At 57.7% G+C, this 20,099-nt stretch carries 19 protein-coding genes; 7 read left to right on the forward strand and 12 right to left on the reverse strand.

Annotated features, from left to right (window positions below; all coding sequences use genetic code 11):
- Nucleotides 1–205: 205 nt before the first annotated feature.
- From V8359_RS07830 to dnaQ, 4 genes are read left to right on the forward strand one after another with little or no spacing between them, the layout of a single operon-like run.
- Complete coding sequence (locus V8359_RS07830; RefSeq protein ID WP_336428207.1) at nt 206–799, forward strand: Maf family protein; 594 nt, start codon at nt 206–208, stop codon at nt 797–799.
- A gap of 1 nt (nt 800) precedes the next feature.
- Nucleotides 801–1,634, forward strand: a complete 834-nt coding sequence (locus tag V8359_RS07835) for a shikimate dehydrogenase (RefSeq protein WP_336428208.1) — start codon at nt 801–803, stop codon at nt 1,632–1,634.
- Complete coding sequence (gene coaE / locus V8359_RS07840; protein ID WP_336428209.1) at nt 1,631–2,224, forward strand: dephospho-CoA kinase; 594 nt, start codon at nt 1,631–1,633, stop codon at nt 2,222–2,224. Before V8359_RS07835 ends, coaE begins: the two co-directional genes overlap by 4 nt.
- Nucleotides 2,217–2,915 carry a DNA polymerase III subunit epsilon gene (gene dnaQ, locus V8359_RS07845; protein WP_336428210.1) on the forward strand — a complete coding sequence of 233 codons (699 nt, stop codon included), beginning with the start codon at nt 2,217–2,219 and terminating at the stop codon, nt 2,913–2,915. Before coaE ends, dnaQ begins: the two co-directional genes overlap by 8 nt.
- Here dnaQ and secB read toward each other — a convergent pair.
- Nucleotides 2,906–3,400 (reverse strand): protein-export chaperone SecB, encoded by a 495-nt coding sequence (gene secB, locus V8359_RS07850; RefSeq protein WP_336428211.1) that lies wholly within the window; start codon nt 3,398–3,400, stop codon nt 2,906–2,908. The genes dnaQ and secB overlap by 10 nt on opposite strands.
- Before the next feature lie 58 nt (nt 3,401–3,458).
- A complete protein-coding gene (locus V8359_RS07855; RefSeq protein ID WP_336428212.1) occupies nt 3,459–3,926 on the reverse strand; it encodes an FxsA family protein in 468 nt (155 codons plus the stop codon).
- A 111-nt stretch (nt 3,927–4,037) separates the two neighbouring features.
- On the opposite strand from V8359_RS07855, the gene V8359_RS07860 reads away from it, so the two are divergent.
- From V8359_RS07860 to V8359_RS07870, 3 genes are read left to right on the forward strand one after another with little or no spacing between them, the layout of a single operon-like run.
- Entirely contained in the window at nt 4,038–4,694 is a 657-nt protein-coding gene (locus V8359_RS07860; RefSeq protein WP_336428213.1) for a Tim44/TimA family putative adaptor protein, read from the forward strand.
- Nucleotides 4,691–5,731 (forward strand): murein transglycosylase A, encoded by a 1,041-nt coding sequence (mltA, locus tag V8359_RS07865; RefSeq protein ID WP_336428214.1) that lies wholly within the window; start codon nt 4,691–4,693, stop codon nt 5,729–5,731. Before V8359_RS07860 ends, mltA begins: the two co-directional genes overlap by 4 nt.
- A complete protein-coding gene (locus V8359_RS07870) occupies nt 5,728–6,303 on the forward strand; it encodes a Smr/MutS family protein (protein ID WP_336428215.1) in 576 nt (191 codons plus the stop codon). The genes mltA and V8359_RS07870 overlap by 4 nt, the downstream gene beginning before the upstream one ends.
- Here the strand turns inward: V8359_RS07870 and V8359_RS07875 are convergent.
- The 10 genes from V8359_RS07875 to V8359_RS07920 all read right to left on the reverse strand — a co-directional run bounded on the left by V8359_RS07875 (nt 6,286) and on the right by V8359_RS07920 (nt 20,093).
- Nucleotides 6,286–7,509, reverse strand: a complete 1,224-nt coding sequence (locus V8359_RS07875) for an MFS transporter (protein WP_336428216.1) — start codon at nt 7,507–7,509, stop codon at nt 6,286–6,288. The genes V8359_RS07870 and V8359_RS07875 overlap by 18 nt on opposite strands.
- Before the next feature lie 205 nt (nt 7,510–7,714).
- Nucleotides 7,715–9,025, reverse strand: coding sequence for an ATP-dependent protease ATPase subunit HslU (gene hslU / locus V8359_RS07880; RefSeq protein WP_336428217.1), 1,311 nt, complete (start codon nt 9,023–9,025; stop codon nt 7,715–7,717).
- Between the two features lie 45 nt (nt 9,026–9,070).
- The gene (gene hslV, locus V8359_RS07885; protein ID WP_336428218.1) at nt 9,071–9,628 is read right to left on the reverse strand and encodes an ATP-dependent protease subunit HslV; all 558 of its coding nucleotides are present in this window, start codon (nt 9,626–9,628) and stop codon (nt 9,071–9,073) included.
- Nucleotides 9,629–9,779: 151 nt separating this feature from the next.
- Nucleotides 9,780–10,100, reverse strand: a complete 321-nt coding sequence (gene trxA, locus V8359_RS07890) for a thioredoxin (protein WP_336428219.1) — start codon at nt 10,098–10,100, stop codon at nt 9,780–9,782.
- Between the two features lie 61 nt (nt 10,101–10,161).
- A complete protein-coding gene (gene addA / locus V8359_RS07895) occupies nt 10,162–13,458 on the reverse strand; it encodes a double-strand break repair helicase AddA (RefSeq protein ID WP_336428220.1) in 3,297 nt (1,098 codons plus the stop codon).
- Nucleotides 13,451–16,399, reverse strand: a complete 2,949-nt coding sequence (gene addB, locus V8359_RS07900) for a double-strand break repair protein AddB (RefSeq protein WP_336428221.1) — start codon at nt 16,397–16,399, stop codon at nt 13,451–13,453. The genes addA and addB overlap by 8 nt, the downstream gene beginning before the upstream one ends.
- On the reverse strand, nt 16,392–17,084 hold the full coding sequence (locus tag V8359_RS07905) for a nucleotidyltransferase family protein (protein ID WP_336428222.1): 693 nt from the start codon (nt 17,082–17,084) through the stop codon (nt 16,392–16,394). The genes addB and V8359_RS07905 overlap by 8 nt, the downstream gene beginning before the upstream one ends.
- Entirely contained in the window at nt 17,063–18,082 is a 1,020-nt protein-coding gene (locus V8359_RS07910; RefSeq protein ID WP_336428223.1) for an aminoglycoside phosphotransferase family protein, read from the reverse strand. The genes V8359_RS07905 and V8359_RS07910 overlap by 22 nt, the downstream gene beginning before the upstream one ends.
- Nucleotides 18,069–18,551, reverse strand: a complete 483-nt coding sequence (gene tsaE / locus V8359_RS07915) for a tRNA (adenosine(37)-N6)-threonylcarbamoyltransferase complex ATPase subunit type 1 TsaE (RefSeq protein ID WP_336428224.1) — start codon at nt 18,549–18,551, stop codon at nt 18,069–18,071. The genes V8359_RS07910 and tsaE overlap by 14 nt, the downstream gene beginning before the upstream one ends.
- Before the next feature lie 48 nt (nt 18,552–18,599).
- The gene (locus V8359_RS07920; RefSeq protein WP_336428225.1) at nt 18,600–20,093 is read right to left on the reverse strand and encodes a PAS-domain containing protein; all 1,494 of its coding nucleotides are present in this window, start codon (nt 20,091–20,093) and stop codon (nt 18,600–18,602) included.
- Nucleotides 20,094–20,099 lie beyond the last annotated feature (6 nt).

A 20,099-nucleotide genomic window follows, 5' to 3' on the forward strand; every position in this document is an offset into this window, starting at 1 on the left:
ATTAATAACGTTTATCGCCAGATTTCTACCTAACGTAGATAGCAAATAGAGACTCTGTCCACGACACGACTTGCTCTTTTCCACACGGGATAACCTGTGAGTTAAAGCCTAGAACAGCTCGCGGAATCTTGGACAAACACGCGACCACTGTTAGAGGTCAAATTCCTACATAAACCACATCGCTTTCACCCGCAGGGTTCTCCACATGTCCATGCACATCGTTCTCGCTTCTGGATCGGAAATCCGTCAAACTTTGCTCCGTAACGCAGGTGTTGAATTCACCGTTATTCCAGCGAGAATCGATGAGGAATCGATCATAGAATCCATGATCGCATCGAAAGCGCCTTCTCGTGATATCGCGGATAATTTGGCCGAGATGAAAGCAACCAAGGTCGGATCCAAGAATTCAGGCTCCTTGGTGATAGGCTGCGATCAAATTCTCTCGGTCGACTCGAAAATTCTGGTAAAGGCGCAGGATCGAGACACCGCCCGGAACCAACTTATCTCTCTGAGGGGGCGGACGCATGAGTTGCATTCCGCTGCCGTAGTGTGTGAAGGGCCCAAGCCAGTTTGGCGTAAGGTGACCAAGGTCAATATGGCAATGCGTTCCTTTTCTGATCGGGAACTGGATGAATATCTCGATAGGAATTGGCCAAGCGTGTCAGATGCTGTTGGGGCGTATAAACTTGAAGAGGAAGGCGTTCGGTTGTTTTCTGCGGTGCAGGGTGATTATTTTAGCGTGCTGGGTTTGCCGCTCCTTGACCTTCTGTCATATCTGACATTGCGCGGAGATATATGACATGGAAAATCGCAAAATCCCTCTCGCGGGCGTCATCGGATGCCCGATAGCTCATTCCAAGTCACCTCAAATTCATGGGCATTGGCTCAGAACGCTTGGAATCTCGGGTCACTATATCCCAATGGACGTGACTCCTGAGGATCTGGAAAACGTTATAAGAACTTTGCCCAGAGCCGGTTTTGTCGGCGTTAACGTTACTATTCCGCACAAAGAGCGGGTTCTCGAGATTGCCGATATCTGCACAGATCGTGCCACGCTTATAGGGGCGGCGAATACGCTTATTTTCCGAAAAGATAGCAAGATCCTTGCGGATAATACCGATGGCTACGGTTTCATGAAAAACCTTGAGATGGCTGAGTCAGGCTGGCAGCCCGGGTCTGGGCCGGCGGCACTGTTTGGGGCCGGAGGCGCGGCGCGGGCTGTGGTTGCGGCGCTTCTGCATGCAGGTGTGCCGGAAATCATGATTTCAAACAGAACACGGGTCCGCGCCGAGGCTTTGCAATCGGAATTCGGGAAACGGATCACCGTGTTCGATTGGGTTCAAGCCGGCAACATGCTTGATACGGCAAAATTGGTCGTGAACACCACGTCTCTTGGCATGATTGGCAAGCCTCCACTACGTGTGCCGCTTGATGGGTTGCGTAAAGGGACACTTGTTACGGATCTGGTCTACGCACCTTTGAAGACCAAACTTCTCCAAACAGCCGAAGAAATGGGCTGTTCTACAGTCGATGGTCTGGGAATGCTTCTACATCAGGCTGTGCCAGGTTTCGAACGTTGGTTCGGTGAGCGGCCGGAAGTTGACAGTGCAACGCGCGCCGCGGCTCTGAGATGACTTTTGTGCTAGGTCTGACCGGTTCTATCGGAATGGGTAAATCCACGACGGCGGGTCTTTTTCTGGATCAGGGTTGCGCGGTTTGGGATGCGGATGCGGCTGTTCATCGCTTGTATGGAGCAAACGGCGCTGCTCTGGAAGAAATGCAAATTGCGTTTCCCGAGGCCGTTGAAAACAACATGGTATCGCGCGACAGACTGCGAAGCATAATTGCAGAGGATCAGACCGCTCTGGGCCGCATCGAAGCGATCATTCATCCACTTGTCGCGCGTGATCGACATGACTTCATTGAGAAAAGCAATGCCGATATCGTAGTTCTGGACATTCCGCTGCTATTGGAAAACGGCTTAGAAAAAGAGATGGATGCGGTTGTCGTTGTTACCGCTCCCCCCGAAACGCAACGTGAGCGAGTGCTTGCCCGTGAAGGCATGACAGAAGAGAGATTTGAATTCATTCTTTCCCGACAGATGCCCGATGCCGATAAACGACCCAAGGCAGACTATGTAGTCATCACCGATACAGTTGATCATGCGCGTGAACAGGTAGAGCGTATCGTGACTGATATTCGCGAAAGGATTGAAAATGCGTGAAATCGTTCTGGATACAGAAACCACCGGGTTCGACCCTGAACAAGGTGACAGGATTGTCGAGATCGGTGCCGTCGAACTTTTCAATCATATGCCCACCGGCAATACCTATCATCAGTATATCAATCCCGAACGGTCAATGCCCCAAGAGGCGTTTGAGGTTCACGGTTTGGGCGATGAGTTTCTTCGGGACAAACCGCTATTCAGCGCGATCTCTCAGGATTTCATAAGCTTCATCGGCGATGCGAAACTCATAATCCATAACGCGTCATTTGACATGAAGTTCATCAACGCTGAGCTTGGATGGATAGGTGTTGCCGCCCTGCCAAAGGACCGTGCAATCGACACGTTAGATATCGCGCGGCGGAAATTTCCGGGGTCACCCGCGTCGCTCGATGCGCTATGCCGCAGGTTTGCGATCGACAATTCCGCGCGAACACTGCACGGGGCCTTGCTCGACTCCGAGATACTGGCAGAAGTCTACCTTCAACTTATCGGAGGACGACAACCGGATTTCGCTCTAAATGTTGTCGAAACGGCCCCGAAGCCAGGTGTGGATGTCACCGACTGGAGGCCAAAACCACGCTCTGAGCCACTGCCTTCTCGGCTAACCTCGAAGGAAAGCGAAGCCCATGCTGATTTCATCGCTAGCATGGGCGCCGAATCCCTATGGAGCAAGGTTGATCAAGCCTGAGGAATCTCGGGCTCTTGTTCCGATTTACGCCGAGCGATCTCGTTGCGGTATATCTGAACCCAGTCGATATTCTCAAGATTGAGAGGCGGAAAACCACCATCGCGCGTCACGTCACTGACGATCCGACGTAGGAACGGAAACATCATCCGCGGGCATTCGATCATCAAAAACGGATGAAGTTGATCTTCGGGCACGTTCTCGATGTGAAACACGCCAACATAGTCCATCTCCATCACGAAAAGGTGATTGCCGTCTTCCTTGTTCTTCGACTCCACCTTGAGTTTCGTAAGAACTTCATATTGATGTTCACCAGAGCGCTTCTTGGCATCGAGATTTACCCGAACCGAAACATCGGGCTGAACTTCACCCCCGGTTCCCTTTTGAGCGAGAATATTCTCAAACGAGAGGTCGCGCACGAATTGCGTTAGCGTTGACATCTTAACTTGCGGCGTTTCCGCCGCAGCACCATTTTCCTGTTCTTCCATTACAGGACTCCTCGCAAAGAAAACATTGCATGCCCTCTATCAGGTCGGTGATCGGGCCTCAATGCTTTGTCCAGCCCGAGTTTCCGGGCTCATGACTGGTACGAGGGTCAATCTCTTCATACTCGCCTTCAACTATTGTCGGTCCATCAGCTTCGCGTCGTTGAAAACCTTGGGTTTCAACCTTGATTCGCTTTCTTGCATAGCGAAGTACCGCCAGTCGAACTGCCGGGATCAGCAATGCGAAACCGACGGCATCAGTGAAAAACCCCGGCGTCAAAAGCAGAGCGCCCGAGAAAAGGATCATGGCGCCATGCGCCAACGGTTCTGTTGGGTTTTTTGTTTGCGAAAGGGCATTCTGTATGTCGGCCATCGCTTGCAAGCCTTGCGCACGCACAAGCAAGGTTCCAAGTATTGCGGTAAGCACGACGATAGCCAAAGTCGGCCATAGGCCGATAAATCCGCCAACTTGAATAAAAAGCGCAATCTCGATCAAAGGCACCGACAAAAAAGCGATGAAAAGCCACATGTAGGTATCTCCCAGCATTCAAGGGGTCAAACAGTGGACTCGCCCGACCCGGTCACCTACATAAGGGCAGTACCCGCTGCTTTCCACGCTCTAAAGGAAAATGAGACAAAAATGACCGGACCCATGATTCAGTTGCTTGTTCTTGCAGGAATTGCGGTATTTTTAATCCTGCGCTTGAGATCGGTACTGGGTTCTCGCGACGGGTATGAACCTCCGCGCGTCGAGACCGCTCAGGATTCATCGAGACGTCAGGAATTCGAGGTTATCGAGGGTGGCCCGGACCGAGATATCACCGATCACGTCCCCGAAGATTCAGACGCCGCTTCCGCCTTGGCGGAGATGAAAAGAATTGAAAATGACTTTTCGGTCAGCGAGTTTCTTCAAGGGGCTCGAGGCGCCTATGAGATGATCCTGATGAGCTTTGAGAATGGTAAGCTCGACCAAATCACGCCATTCCTTTCGAGTGATGTCTACGAAGCGTTTTCGCAGGTCGTTGATGCCCGTCAGGAACAAGGTCTCGTAGTTGAAGCTGAATTCATCGGCGTGCGCGACCTGACTTTGGCCGACGCCCAGTTGGATGACAGCACCAAAACAGCTCAGATTACGGTAAAATTCGTCGGAGAATTGATTTTCGTTGTGCGCGATAAGGACGGAAACATAATCGAAGGCGCCCCCGGGAAATCCAAGCGTCAGAAAGACACATGGACCTTTGAACGTGTCATGGGATCGAATGATCCCAACTGGCGATTGGTTGCTACTGGCGGATGATCCGCGCGGCTGTCCTCGCGCTGGGATTTTTTGCATCGCTTGCGTTCGACCGGGCGGTCTCGGAAGAGTTGAATTACGATATCCTCACATTCGAGGAGTTCAAGGGATGGAACTCCGACAATCATGAGGCTGCGCTTGAGGTGTTTCTCAATACATGTCCGGACATGCGCGATCCCGATTGGCTCTCGCTATGCGCCTTGGCTCAGCAAAAGCCCGCTGCCAAACCATTTTTTGAGCTTTTCTTCCGACCGGTCCTTATCTCTGACGGCAAAGACGCCCTGTTCACAGGATATTTTGAGCCCGAGTTGAACGGCTCCCGAAGCCGCTCTGACAAGTATCGCTATCCTGTCTACCGAGAGCCGAAAATCGCCAAGGCAATCAATCCGTGGCTCACTCGCAAAGAGATAGAGACAGGCACTTTCATGAAAGGCCGAGGGCTTGAAATTGCGTGGGTTGATGATCCGGTCGAGCTTTTCTTTCTTCAAATTCAGGGTTCAGGCCGCATTCGTCTTCGTGATGGCAGCGTCATCCGCGTCGGATATGGTGGTTCGAATGGCCACATCTATCGCTCGATCGGTGCAGAACTTGTGCGTCGTGGCGTCTATAAGCCGCATCAAGTATCCGCTCAGGTGATCAAGAACTGGGTGCGGCGCAACCCGGTCGATGGGCAGGAATTGCTGTACCACAACCCGGCTTATGTCTTTTTCCGCCGGATCGATTCCATACCCGCCGAGAAAGGACCACGAGGCGCCATGAACCGTTCGATCACCACCGGTCGCAGTATCGCGGTTGATCCCAAGTTTGTTCCTCTGGGCGCTCCTGTATGGATCGAAAAGAAGGGCGCCCAGCCTATCAACCGGCTCATGATCGCTCAGGATACCGGGTCGGCAATCAAAGGGGCTCAGAGGGCCGACATCTTCATGGGAACAGGCGACAAAGCCGGCAGATCTGCTGGACGGCTCCGCGATCCCGGTCGAATGATGGTTCTGATGCCAATTCAGCGTGCCTATGCAATGGCACCCGAGGCGCTGCCGTGAAACGCCGTAGGCCCGACAAAGATGAACTGGCACTTTGGCGTCAGGTTGCAGATACAGCGAAACCGCTTCATCCACGCAAGACAACTCATGCTCCTCTGAACACACCCGCTCTGACCGAGAAGCGCCCGACCAAGCAGGAGCGCGCCTTGACTCCGTTTCAGATCGGAGAAAGTGCAGAGAAAAGCGGGGTATCAAGCGAAGCCATGAAGCCGACCAAGCAGCCGCTTCGTATGGATAAAAAGGCATTCGACCGGATGAAGCGCGGCAAGCTAAAACCTCAGTCGACGCTTGATCTTCATGGCATGACACTGGACCGTGCGCATGACGCGACTACAGGATTCATTCTGCGCTGCCACGCTTCGGATTTGCGGTTGGTGCTTATTGTGACGGGCAAAGGCAAACGCACCAAAAGCGAAAGCATTCTACCCGAACGGCAAGGTGTCCTGCGAACTCAGCTTCCTCATTGGCTAGCCTTGCCGCCGCTCAATCAAATGGTTTTGCAGGTCACCGAAGCGCATGGGCGCCACGGTGGAGGTGGCGCATTCTATGTGTATCTAAGGCGCCGTCGATAGCATCGGCCGGGCGCGCAGAACGCCAATGGTCATCAGTATGGTTGTCATCACGAAATATGCGGCAACTCCTAGATACTGTGTCTCAATTCCGACACCTTGGTCGATAGCATAGCCGGTAATTCCGGGCCCTATGGCAGATCCCAGAACCATGATTGCCGCCGCCATGGCCTTAATGGATCCGATGAACCGCGTTCCGTAAAATTCCGCCCAAAAGGCAGCGGGCAAGGTCGTGTTGAAGCCCGATGTCAGCCCGAGAAAAAGGAAACCCGCGAACATGGCCGCCCCGTCCGAAGCGTAGGCAAAGATACCGAAGGCAATGACCATCGGGATTTGCATGAAAGGGATGAGCCGTGGAGTGCCGACCTTGTCAAGCGCCCAACCGCTCAGGATCATCGCAATGATCGAAACGCCGGTATAAAACGGGAAGTAGGCGACCAGCTGAAGGTGCGAGATGTCTTTTACATCCGCGAAGTGGACCTGATGAAAAAAGAAGGCCGTGTTAAAAGCTGATGGCCCGAGAAGCGCAGGCACCATAAGCCAGAAAAGCCAATGTTTCATCACATTTAGCCGTGTCCAGTGCCGTGAGAGCATACCTATGGAGCTGGATTGGGCGGAAATGCTTTGGGGTGTGCGCTCGGTTCTGAGGAGGAGGCGGAGAGCCGGAATGCCCAGGCACGCGATTAGCCCGGTGACCATCCAGAGATAGTGCCAGTCCACAAAAACCATAAGTGAAACAAAGAGTAACGGGAGCAGTGCTTCGCCGGAGGCGAAGCCGAGGGTGGCGACGCTGAGGGCTTTGCCGCGGGAGGCTACGAACCAGCGCGCCATCGATACGACGGCGATATGACTGAGCATTCCTTGCCCGGTGAACCGAAGCAGGAAAATCACCAGAGGCAGGAGCCACCATACCGGGTTGAGGGCCATGAAGAGACAGGAAAAGGTGAGCAGAACAAGGACGATCATTCCTAGATTGCGTGCTCGAAACCTATCGGTGAGTCCTCCGACCCAGACCATCGCGAGTGCAGAAGTTGCTGTTCCCAATGAATAAATAAGACCCCAGTCACCGTGACTTAAGCCAAAACCTTCGCGGATTTCACCGGCAAAAAGAGAGATGAAAAAGGTCTGTCCGAAGCTGCTGAGGAACGTCATGAGAAAGCCCGCAGCGAGCCAAGGTGTGTTTTCTCGGAGGAAGCTAAGAGAGTTCATGGCTCTAGGTGGCCAGAATTTCCCGGAGAGGAAAGTGAAATCGTTAACGCGATCTGAAGGGGCAGATCAGGACGTCGGTATCCACGTCGGTATTCACGTCGGTAATGCGTCGGTGCGATTTCGACAAAGCGCATGAGTGAAAACACCGCGCGGCCCGTCAGGGCGCGCGCGGTGGGTCAGGGTCTTGTGGCGATGTGAGGAAAAGTCAGAGCACGTAGCGGCTCAGGTCAGTAGAGCGCATCAGTTCACCGAGATTGTCTTCGACGAATTGGGCGTTCACCTCGACGGTTTCGCCCACGCGGTCCGGTGCGACGAAACTCAGTTCCTCGAACACGCGCTCCATCACGGTATAGAGTCGCCGCGCGCCGATATTCTCGATCGACTGGTTCACCTCGGCGGCAATACGGGCAAGCGCGTCGATGCCGTCCTCGGTAAAGGATACAGTGACGGACTCGGTTCCCATGAGCGCCTCGTATTGACGGGTCAGGGCATTGTCGGTTTCTGTGAGGATGCGCACGAAATCGGCTTCGGTCAGGGCACGCAATTCGACGCGGATCGGTAGACGCCCCTGAAGTTCAGGCAGAAGATCAGACGGCTTGGCCACGTGAAATGCGCCCGACGCGATGAACAGGATATGATCGGTCTTAACCGGACCATGTTTTGTCGAGACGGAGGTGCCTTCGATCAACGGCAGAAGGTCACGTTGCACCCCTTCGCGGGAAACGTCACCGCCGCGGGCGTCAGAGCGGGCGCAAACCTTGTCGATCTCATCGAGAAAGACAATGCCGTTTTCTTCGACAGCCTCGATGGCCTTGCGGGTGACAATCTCATCATCGAGAAGCTTGTCCGCCTCTTCGCTAATCAGGATGTCATAACTTTCCGCAACGGTCATGCGCTGCCGTTTGGTGCGTCCCCCCATGGCCTTGCCGAATAGATCGCCAAGGTTCAGCATCCCCATCTGACCGCCACCCGGCTGACCGGGGATATCCATCATGCCGAGCGGGTTCGACGTGTCGGCGATGTCGAGCTCGATCACCGTGTCGTCAAGCTCACCGTCCTTGAGTTTCTTGCGAAACATTTCGCGTGTGCCTTCGCGGGCGTCTTCTCCGGCAATTGCAGAGACAACCCGCTCCTCGGCGGCGTGATGTGCGTTGGCCTTGACCTCTTCGCGCATGTGTTCGCGTGTCATGGCGATGGCACTGTCCAGAAGGTCGCGCACAATCTGTTCGACGTCCCGACCGACATAGCCGACTTCGGTGAACTTCGTGGCCTCGACCTTGATAAAGGGCGCGCGGGCAAGCTTGGCCAACCTGCGGCTGATCTCGGTCTTGCCGACACCGGTGGGACCGATCATCAGGATATTCTTGGGATGCACCTCGTCGCGGAGGTCATCGGCAAGTTGTTTGCGGCGCCAACGATTGCGGAGCGCCACGGCAACAGCGCGCTTTGCGTCCTTCTGACCGATAATGAAACGGTCGAGCTCTGAGACGATTTCGCGGGGGGTAAGTTCGGTCACGGGATACTCCTGAGACGTGTTTCAGAATGAAAAACAGGCACTGATTCAGCCTGAAATGCTTTCAACCGTCAGATTTCCGTTGGTATAGACACAGATGTCGGACGCGATGGCCATGGCGGCGCGAGCCACCTCTTCTGCGGTGCGATCACTGTCGATCATGCCGCGGGCCGCGGCAAGCGCGTAGTTTCCGCCCGAGCCGATGGCCGCGATGTCATGTTCGGGCTCCAGCACGTCGCCCGCGCCTGTAATCACAAACAGATCCTTCCCATCCGACACGATGAGCATCGCTTCGAGTTTTTGCAGATACTTGTCGGTGCGCCAGTCCTTGGCGAGTTCGACAGAGGCACGTTGCAATTGGCCGGGCGTTGCTTCTAGCTTGGACTCGAGGCGTTCCAACAGGGTGAAGGCATCAGCCGTGGAGCCGGCAAAGCCCGCCACGACATCAAAGCCGCCGGGGCTTAGCCGGCGGACCTTGCGGGCGGACCCCTTGATCACGGTCTGACCCAAGGACACCTGACCGTCGCCTGCGATCACGATCTGGCCGTTCTTTTTGACACCGATGATCGTGGTGCCATGCCAGCCGGGAAATTCTTCGTTGCGCATCTCTGTCTCCTCTCGGGTTCCGACCCATATGGGGGAATTGAGTATTATTGCCAAGAAGAAGCGGGAAAAAGAAAGGGCCCCGCGGATGGCGAGGCCCTGAAATCAGTCACTAAAGCTGTTCGCTGCTTTTTGCGAAACGCCTTATTCAGGCTCAGATCGAGTCTTCGATCCAGCTTTGCAGCGCGGCCTTGGGGGCGGCGCCAGCGCGGTTCGAAACAACTTCGCCGTTCTTGAAGATGAAGAGGGCGGGGATGCCGCGCACGCCCATCTGAACAGCAGCGTTCGGATTGCTGTCGACATCGACCTTGGCGACCTTGATCTTGCCGTCCATCTCGGATGCGATCTCTTCCAGAGCCGGTCCGATCTGTTTGCAGGGTCCGCACCATTCGGCCCAGAAATCTACGACAACGGGAATATCCGAGTTTTTGACTTCGGCGTCGAAAGTATCATCGGTAACGGCAACGGTGGCCATGGCAGCTCTCCTAGCGGAATGAATCGAGTTTGTCAGAAGGTATGGACGCCCCCCGCCGAGGTCAAGGTATCTGGGTGTTGGCGAGGGCATCTGTCACAAGATCGTGTGGCAGCATCATGAGACTGGCCTTCTCGGTCCAGAGGATCGCGGTGTCAATACGCCGATCCGGGTAAAGTTGTGCAAGACAGGCGCGGTAGGCGCCCATCTGTCGCAGGATCCCCTCGGGGCACATGAGGGGAGTTTCGGGAATGACGGCGTTGGATTTGAAATCGACGATCAGCAGGTGATCGGGCGCGATAATCAGTCGGTCGATCACCCCGTGGATGCGCCGGTTTCCAAGCTCCGCGAGGGTGGCCGAGACTGGAACCTCGGCAAGAGTGCCGGGGGCGAAGATATGAGCAAGGTGCGGCGCGTCGATCAGGTTTTGCGCCTGAGCGCCGGGATCAAGCACGGGCCAATGATCGCGCGGGATCATCGGCAGACGCTCAAGCAGGTCGTGCAGGGCGCGGCCTTCGCGCAGGGCGGTCTCGGTATCGCGGCCACCCTCACCTTGCAGCGCCTTGGCACCCGGTAGGTCTGATGGGCTGAGCGTCTTGGCGGGAGGCGTGGGAGTTGCCGCGTGCCGCGAGAAGTGATCGGGGAGGGTGGGAAGATCGGCGGCTTTGTCGGGGGTGGTCTCGGGCACGGTCGAGAGCCACGTGCCACGCTCAACACGCAGGCCTGGCCCGGTGGGGCTTGGATAGGGGGCGGCATCGCGGGCGGTCATTCCGGCGGTAATCTGGCTGTGCCAGCTGTCGCGTCCCTGCCCGGTATCGCCCGCCGCCGCGACGATAAGCCATTTCTCGGCGCGGGTCATGGCGACATAGAGCAGGCGATCCCGTTCGGCCTGCTGTGCGGACCTGCGAGCTTCGCGCAGGGTGATGAGCGCGGGGGGGAGTTCGGCGGTAAGGGGCTTCCAGAAAACGGTCTTGTCGCTGGCGAGCAGGTCGGGTTCCTGTCCGCCGCCGCGCTTGTGGGTTTCGGGGAGAATGACGATCGGTGCCTCGAGGCCCTTGGCGCCATGAACCGTCATGACACGAATCAGATCGCCGGCATTGTCGAGCTGGCGCTTGACCTCGACATCGTCCTTTTCCATCCAGACAAGAAAGCCGGTGAGGCTATCGACAGCGTTGCGCTCGAACTGAAGCGACTGGGCCAGAAGCGCGTCGATGCCATCTTCGGCCTCGGGCCCAAGACGGGAGAGCAGGCGCGCACGACCACCATGCCGCGTCAGGATACGTTCGATGAGATCATAGGGGCGTAGAAAATCCACGTTGCCGCGCAAATCGTGCAGCACCGAGAGCGTTTTGGGGTGTCGTGCATCCGCCTTCCGAAGGGCCTGCCAGAGGTAAGCGCCGCCGCGTGGCTGGGCCAAGGCGAAGAGCTCCTGTTCGCTCCAGCCGAAAAGCGGGGAGCGCAGCGCCGTGGCGAGGGAGAGGTCATCCTCGGGCGTGGCCAGAAAGGACAGCAGTGCCGCAAGATCGCGCACCGCAATCTCGCCTCCAAGCTTGAGCCTGTCGGCGCCTGCGACCGGAAGTTTGCGGGATTTGCAGGCCCGGATCACCTCGTGAAAAACGGGGTTCGTGCGTGATTGCACGAGGATCAGGAAATCGCCCGCCGACATCGGTCGCCAACCGCCGGGCACATCCCGGTCCGGGATCGGTTGTTTGGCTTCGATCATGGCGCATATACGGTCTGCTATCTTCTCGGCGAGAAGGATAGCGGGGTCATTTTCGGCCGGCGTATCGACCGGGGAATACCATGGCGGATCCTCGGGCTTCTCGGGTTTGGGTATGGGGGGCCAGAGATCGACGCGCCCGGGAAGATCGGCATGGAACGCGATGTGGGTTTGTTCCGGGGTAAAACCCGCCTCGACTGCGTCACAGAATGTCGTGTCAACAACGTCAAGAATGGCGGTTGAGGACCGGAACGAATGTTCAAGCAAACTGTCGACCAGCGGCGTTTCGGCGTGTTTGAGCCGGTCGGCAAAAAACGCGCGCATGTCATCGAAAGCGCGCGGATCGGCCCCTTGAAAGGAATAGATCGACTGTTTCTTGTCGCCGACGACGAACACGGTGCGCAGTATGTCTGAGCGCGTGCCCGCGCCACTGGTCAGCTCCTGAGCAAGTTGCGCGATGACCTGCCATTGTGCAGGGCTGGTATCCTGGGCTTCGTCGACCAGTATGTGGTCAATGCCACCATCGAGCCGGAAGAGTACCCATTCGGCCACCGATGGGCTGGTGAGCAGATCGCGTGTCTTGTGAATGAGATCATCAAAATCAAGAAGCCCGCGGCGTTCCTTGGCCGTGTCATAGTTGGTGAGAAAGCATCGCGCGAACCGATGAAGTGTCTCGGTTCTCTCGTTGGCAAGTAGGGCGAGGCGATCGGTGCGGGCGTCTTCCACCCGCTGCATCCAAGCGTTCAACGGATCGATGATATGCGGGATAAGTTTTTGGGTCGGTTTGGTCGGCAGTTTGCCGATCTTGGCTGTGAACGGTGCCTTGCCACTGGCCGTCAGAAAGGTGGCCTCGAGGGCGGCCAGCGCCTCGAACCCCAGATCGGGAAGGTTTGAGAGCCGTTCACAAACCGACGCATCCTGAGTGCCACCTTGTCGAAGGGCGGGAATAAGATCGCGGAGGATGTCGTGCTCATTTCCAAGGAACACAGAGGCTGCAATGCTCTCGCGGGTCGTGCCGGGGGCAAGGCCCAATTCCGCGCGAATATCGACATCGGTTGCAAAGCGATCCCGGAAGGACAGGATATTTTGAAGAAACTTGTCAAACTCGGCCCCGGTGTAAATGCGCAGAAGATCGTGTAGCAAGCCCGCTTGTGGCCCGCGAGCCATGTCCTCGATCACGTCGCTTCGCAGGATCTCGGCGGTGCGATCATCCATTTCGGTGAATTGCGGTGTTACCCCCGCCTCGAGTGGGAAGCGACGCAGGAGCGAGGCGCAAAACGCATGAATGGTCTGAATTCGCAACCCGCCCGGGGTTTCGATCGCGGTTGCAAAAAGACGGCGTGCCTTGGGCAGGGAAAGATCGTCGGTGGTGACGCCAAGTGCAGTCAGCTGAGCGCGCAATTCTGTATCATCAAGCATTGCCCATTCGCCCAGCCGGTCGAACAGGCGATTCTGCATCTCGGAGGCGGCGGCCTTGGTGTAGGTGAGGCACAAGATGTTCTGTGGGTCCACATCCTCGAGCAGCAGGCGCGCGACCCGGTCGGTCAACACGCGCGTCTTGCCCGACCCGGCATTGGCCGAAAGCCATGTGGAGCGTGTGGGCAGCGCGGCCTCGACCTGACGACGGGTGGCGTCATCCATCGTCTGTCTCCAGTCTGATAAGGACAGGTTTGTCGGTGACATCCCATTCGCCGTAGCGCGCCAACTGATCGAAATCGCCTCGGTCCGTGATCTTTTTCATGGCCCGCCTTGAGACAAAGCCCTTATCGGGTTCCTGATAGGCGGCGATCAACTTGGCCAGTTCCGCCCAAGTCTGATCTGCGGGCATCGTGTCGAGAGGGGCTTCGGCCTCTCCGGATTTGGAGCCGAGACCGATATATGCGGCGCGATACACGTTTGCCGGTGCCAGATCAGCAAAAGCGCCGCGCTCTGCCATGGCGGCCTCGAGCAGGAGTTGCTTGTTGAAAGATTCCTGTTCTGGTTTGCTTGGCGGTGCGCCTGTCTTGTAATCATAAAGGATCAGGCCGCCCTCGGTTGTCATGTCAATGCGATCGGCCTTGGCAATAAGCGTAAATCCGAGATCGGGAAGAGTGGCCCGGCCTAGCGCTTCGAACGCGACAGGGCGGGCAAGGAGGCGCCGGTTGGCTTCGTCAGAAAGAAATGACCTGACCACACGCTCAAGCCCCGCGCGCCATTGCAGACGAACCTGCGCCCAAGGGACAGATTGGGCAAGAATAGGGTCTGCTATGGCGAAAAATCCTTCGCTTGTCAGTGCGTCATCATCATCTTGGGTCGTTTCGACAAAAGCCTCGAGCACAGCATGGATTGCATTGCCGCGCATCATCGGATCGGCCATCCGCTGAACCGGATCAAGCGGCGAAAGACGGAGTATGTGACGCGCGTATATGGCGTAAGGATCGCGGATGAGCCGCTCGATGGCGGTGACCGACAGGCGCGTCGGGCGCAACATAATCGGCGGGCACGGAGCGGGCCGCGGTTCGGGGTCCGACTTTGACACGGCTTCGAGCGCGTGAGCGCGTGAAAGCCACATGGCACCCCGGTCGCGCATCGCCCTGAGCGCATCGGTGCCGCCTGTATCGGGCAGCCCGGAAAGCAGATTGAGCAGACGGTTCAGCCAGCGGCTTGCCACGGTTTGAGCCTCGTCCGACCGGACCGACCGTGTGATCCAGACCTCGGGAGCGAGTGCTGCCTGCTGGAAATCATGCGCGGCAAGGCCGATACGCCTTTCGGGCAGGAGGAGACCCGCCTGCTTGCGCAGGGCACGGTTGAGCCACGGGTCGTGGCCTGTCGTTTCGGGCCACGTTCCTTCGTTGAGCCCGGCAAGGATGACCAGATCAGCGCCCTGAACCCTTGCCTCAATCGTGCCCCAGATACGGATAAGGGGGTGGGCGCGCGTGGCGTTGCGCACCTCGCCAGAGGACAGAAGGTTGTGCAGAAGGTTGGCATAGTCCATCGCACCGATGTCGCCACCATGCGGGCTCTGCGCCATAAGTTCGTCAAGTGAGGCGCGCGCCGCAATTCCGGCATCGTCTCCCCAAGCCTCGGGCCAATCGGTAGAAGGCTCGGGCCCCCATGCGATATGACGGGAAAGGGCGACGTGGCGCTCGATCATCTCGCTTAGCGGGGCGGGGCCGGAAGGCCGCTCGGCCAAGAGCGTATCGCCGAGCCAGCTTGTCCAGCTTTGAACAAGCGGCTCCTCCTGCCCGTCGGTCCATTCTGTCAGGTGATCGCAGGTGGGAAACGGCACCCCTTTGCGTCGCAGGTAAAGCTCAAGCTCTCGGGTCAGGCGGAGATGGGTTCCGCGGCCGCTTCCGCGGTGAGTCAGCGGGTGCTTGAGCAATGTGAGAAGCGCCTCGCTTGAGAGCCGATCTGTCCCGAGAGCGGCGACATGGCGCAGGAAGCGACCGGCCGAGGTGAGGTGCAGCGGTGTGCCGGCGCTGTCGTCGGGCAGGATACGCCAGCGATCAAGCGCCGCGGCGACCTGACGTGTCAAGTCACGGTCGGGCGTGATGAGCGCTGCAGTTTGGTCGTTCTCCGCAGCTTCGCGCAGGCGCATCGCAATGGTGAGCGCTTCGATCCGGCGGCTGGGGGCCTCAATGAGGGTGACATCCTGCATCGCGTTGCCGATATCGCTCAGGCTTGGGCCGTCGACGCGCCATTGATCGGTGACGGGAGCGGGGCGCAAGGCCAAGGAAAGCACCGCGTTCCGCGCTGGAGAGGCAGGGAGGGTTCCGGTCCATGGGATGACCGCATCAGGCGCGATGTCCACGGCGTCGTGCAGGGCGCGAAAGCGGAACTGTGGATGGTCCTCGCCGCCCATCCTGTTGTCGAGTGCTTGCCATGCGTGGGCTGGCATGTCGAAATCATAACCGGGAAGCACCACCGCGCCTTGGGGAAGGCGCGATATGGCTTCAAGCAGCATCCGGGTGGTCCCGCGCGATCCGGTAGAGCCCGCCAGAATGACCGGAGTGTCGGGCGGATCGGTGTTCCAACGGTCAATGAGAGCCGTGACGATGCGGCGATTGCGAGCCTCAGCGCCGGCGCTTTCGGTCCGGTTCTCGAACTCACGGGTGATGGATAGAAAGGCACGCAACCGAGCCCAATGCCCCGACTGGTCGGTGACATCCAGCGCATCCAGCGCGTCCATACCCACCCCCTCGCCGTGCATTTCGTCCATCAGGGCCGAAAGACTGTCGGCAAGGTCGAAGAGCGCGGACCTCGGCGCCAGATTTTCCTCGCGCTCAAGAAGGGCTGAAACAAGTTGAGCCAGTTCGAGCTTGCGCCTGAGAGGCGGGAGTGCGGGGGGCTCCTCGGCCATGGGCCAGAGGGCGTCGAGGGACGTCACTGTGCCGATGCGAGGTAGCAAACAAGGCGGACCAGTGTCGAAAATCTCTCGGAGACGCCGCGCCATGCGCCGGGTGTTGACGATGAGCGTGACACGAGCGAGCGCCTCTGGCGGCTGACCCTGTAGGCGCTGTCGCAGACCGGCGATCAGTTCATGGCTAAAATCGACACCGGGAGGGAGAGCGAATAGCCGTGGCGCGTCGGTGACTTCAAACATCATTCGCCTCACGCAACATGGCTTCGGCCTGCTCAATCCCGCCGGGGTGGCCGACATCACACCAACCGCCGCGGTGAACGACTCCGCTCAGGCGCCCCCGATTCATTATGTCATTCCAGACCGCATTCAAGGAAAAGACATCCTCGGGCCAGTTATGCAGGATATCGGTCCGGATGATCTGCGCCCCGGTGTAGACGAGATCGCCACCGCGTGACATGCGCCCCTCAGGCGACATCGAAAAATCGCCCGCTCCGGTGCGACCGAGCGCGCGGTCCTGGGGAATGCACAGTAAAAGTGCATCCATGGCGTGACTGTCCCACCCCCCCAAAAGCGTTTGAAGCGGGTTGGCCCCGGTCCAGACCGCATCGGTGTTGAGGGTTGCAACCACATTCCCGGATATCAGAGGCAGTGCCGCCTTAAGCCCGCCACCGGTGTCCAGAATGCGGCTCTCTTCCAGCGAAATAACGACGTTTTTGTCGCTGACATATGAGATCACCTGATCTGCCAGATAGTGTGCGTTGACGATGACAGACCCATTTGTGGCGGCCTTTGCGATATCATACGCATGCCGAAGCAGGGGGTGACCTGCCACTGAAATGAGCGGCTTGGGCCTGCTGTCTGTCAGCGGGCGCATTCGCGTGCCGAAGCCCGCGGCAAAAAGCATCACGTCAATTGCGTTGCGCATTTTGCTCTAAGCCTTTGAAGCGCACTTTCGGTGGGGTGTGGCAGAACATCTTGAACGACAGTCAAGAGAGGGCCCAACGCGGCGTGGTGCAGATCGCGCATCAGGTAATCCCAGACGCGCGGAATGAAATCAACGTAATGTGCCTTACCGTCGCGCAGGCAAAGCCGGGCAAAAACGCCGATAATCCGCAGGTTTCGTTGGGCTCCGAGCACATGATAGGCCGTATTGAAGGCCGCCGGATTGCCGCCCCACGCGGTCACATAGCGTTTGATCATATCGGATTCGACCTCTGGACTCACGTCGCGGCGCGCGTCCTGAAGCAGCGAGACGAGATCATAGGCGCGATGCCCGCGCATAGCGTCCTGAAAATCGAGCAAGCCGACCCGCGCCTTTCCCGACCGTTCGGGCAGCCAAAGCAGGTTTTCGGCATGATAGTCTCGTTGAATTAGCACATCTTCGAGCCCGTCGAGCAGAGCAAGCGCGCCGGTCATCGCGTCCTTGAGGCGCTGACGACCCACCGGATCTGAGGCGTCAAGACCGTCGGCATACCAATCGCAGGCCAGCGCCGCCATGTCGGCCATCATGGGTATGGAGTAGGGCTCGAGTCCCGATGGCGGTGCGGTATCATGAAGCGAGACAAGAACATCAGTTGCCGCGGAATAGAGACGGTTTTCCAGCTCAGGCGAGGTTTTCAGAACCCTCGCGAAAAGATCATCTCCCAGATCTTCGATGATGAGTAGACCCAGTTTGATATCGCGGTGCATGATTTGAGGCGCGCTGAGCCCCTGATCGGTCAGCACCTCGGCAATGTGTATGAAAGGTCTCACGTCCTCGCCTTTGTCCGGCGGGGCATCCATCAGGATCGCTGACGCTCCATTGGGCCGCGTGAGTCGCAGGTAACGGCGGTTCGAGGCATCGCCGGCAATAACCTTGCTGTCAGCATCGCTCCAACCGCTCTGAGCTATGAAATCTGTCAGGATGTCGCTACGTTTGGTCAAGTTTCACCCTGTCAATAAGGTCGTTCCATTTGTCGGCGCTCCACGAGATACGCGCGGTGCGGGCCTCGGTTGTTCCACCGGTCACGAACTCTATGCTGAGTGCGTTCGCGGGCGCAAGCGACCCAAGGCGGTCGGGCCATTCCACGAGGCAGATCGCTTCGGAGAAGGCATCGGAGAGGCCAAGCTCGACAAGTTCCGACGTGTCGCTGAGGCGATAAAGATCGGCGTGCCAAATCTCGCCCTTAGGGGAGTCGTAGGTTTGAACCAGCGTAAATGTGGGGGATGGCACATCTTCGGGAGGGTCGACCAGAGACTGAATGAGGCAGCGGCAGAAATGGGTCTTGCCCGCACCGATTTCACCGTCAAGGAGGATCGTATCGCCCGGGCGCAAATGGCCCCCGATTTTGCGGGCGAAGGCGCAAGTTGCGGCGGCACTCTCAAGGTCAATATCATGCGTCGGACTGATCATGGGCGCAGGTTACACGCGGCGCCCGTGGCTTCAACAGCGAGATCGGTATCAGGCGGGTTCGGTGGGCGAATTCTGATTAACGTGGGTCACGATCACAAGGCGGGTGCCGTCGGGCAGACGCAAGAACCGTGCAGAAAGCGGACCGGCCGAGGGGGAATTGGTTTGGTGAAAGATATGCCCCTGACGGTCGCCCGACCGGATCATTTGCCGCAGGTCTGACCAGAATTCATTATGGGGCAAGCGGGATTGACCCATCCGCAGGGCATCCTCCAAACGAATTTCGACCGCGCGGCTATCGGGATCGACCGCGAACATCTTGCGGAAGGCCGCATTGCTGAATGAGATCGTGTCGTCGGGGGCGAGCATCATTACCGCCTCGTCCATCGTTTCGATCATGGCGTCGCGCCTTGCCAGTTCGGACTGAAACCGTTGCGAGAGAACGATGTCGGCGGAGATGTCTTCGAACAGGAAGGCCACGGCGCCATCGGGATGCGGGCGTCCGGTTACCCTGTAGGTTATGTTGAAGGGCAGGGCCCAGGTTTCCTGATAGAGGCCGTTTTCGGCCGAGCTGAGAATATCCTGAATCTGATGCCGCCACGTCCCGTAATCACGCGGCTCGGGCATCACCTGTCGGTCGCGCAGATGATCGAAAAAGCTCATCAGGTCTGGCATCACGCTCAGGACGTCGACGGGAAGGCGGGTGAGATCGGTAAGCGCCGGATTGAAGAGCACCAGCTTGCGAGTGTGATCAAAGACCGCGAGTCCGATAGGCAGGGTGGCGAATGTTTTGGTCAGGGTCTGAATGAATTCGCTCCGTGCGGATTCGGCGCGAACGGCGTCTGTGATCTCTGTGGCATAGCAGTGAAAGCCGCCCTCCTGTGCCAGGATTCGGACGTCGAACCAGATGTTCGAGGCGTCTCCGGGAAGGTTCAGCATAATGCGTTCGACCGCGGTTTGGCCCGGCTTTGGGAGCGCCAAGGTATGCTGTGCGCCGCCGCGGTTGAAAAAGGTTGTGCTTGCGTTGTTCCGCCAAGTGACGTCGCCCGCCTTATCGAGGTGCCAGACGGGGTAGGGACATTGCATTGTCATGCTGCTCAAGGCCGTGGACTCGCGTTTGCGAAGAGCACTCTCATGCAGTTCTATCGGGTCGGCGGGGCGCGATGTGCTTAGCATAACCTGCAGGTGGTCCGGCGACGGGCGAAGGTGCAGCTGTGTCTTTTCGTCGTCATTGGCCTGAGCGGTCATGGGTGTCTCAAGTTTCGCATAATCTTCGGGCAGGTCAGGAAACCTCGGCGCAAGCCAAACCCGTAGCGCGCACCATGTGTCGGCGACGTTCCGATCAGAGAGGGCGCCGCAATTTTCCATGTCGATAAGTGCTCCGTCCCGATAGAGAAGCGTTGAGACCTGCCGAGAATGGGTATCTTGAGGCACGGTGTTGGATCGGTCGGAAAACTTCAGACGCGAGATGAACCAAAGCGCGGCTCCGGTTCCGGCGAACGCGGTTGATATCGTCATGATCCAGTTCAGAAAATCAGAGGTCATGGCCCA

This window comes from Roseovarius sp. E0-M6, assembly GCF_037083845.1.
Classification (GTDB): Bacteria; Pseudomonadota; Alphaproteobacteria; order Rhodobacterales; family Rhodobacteraceae; genus Roseovarius.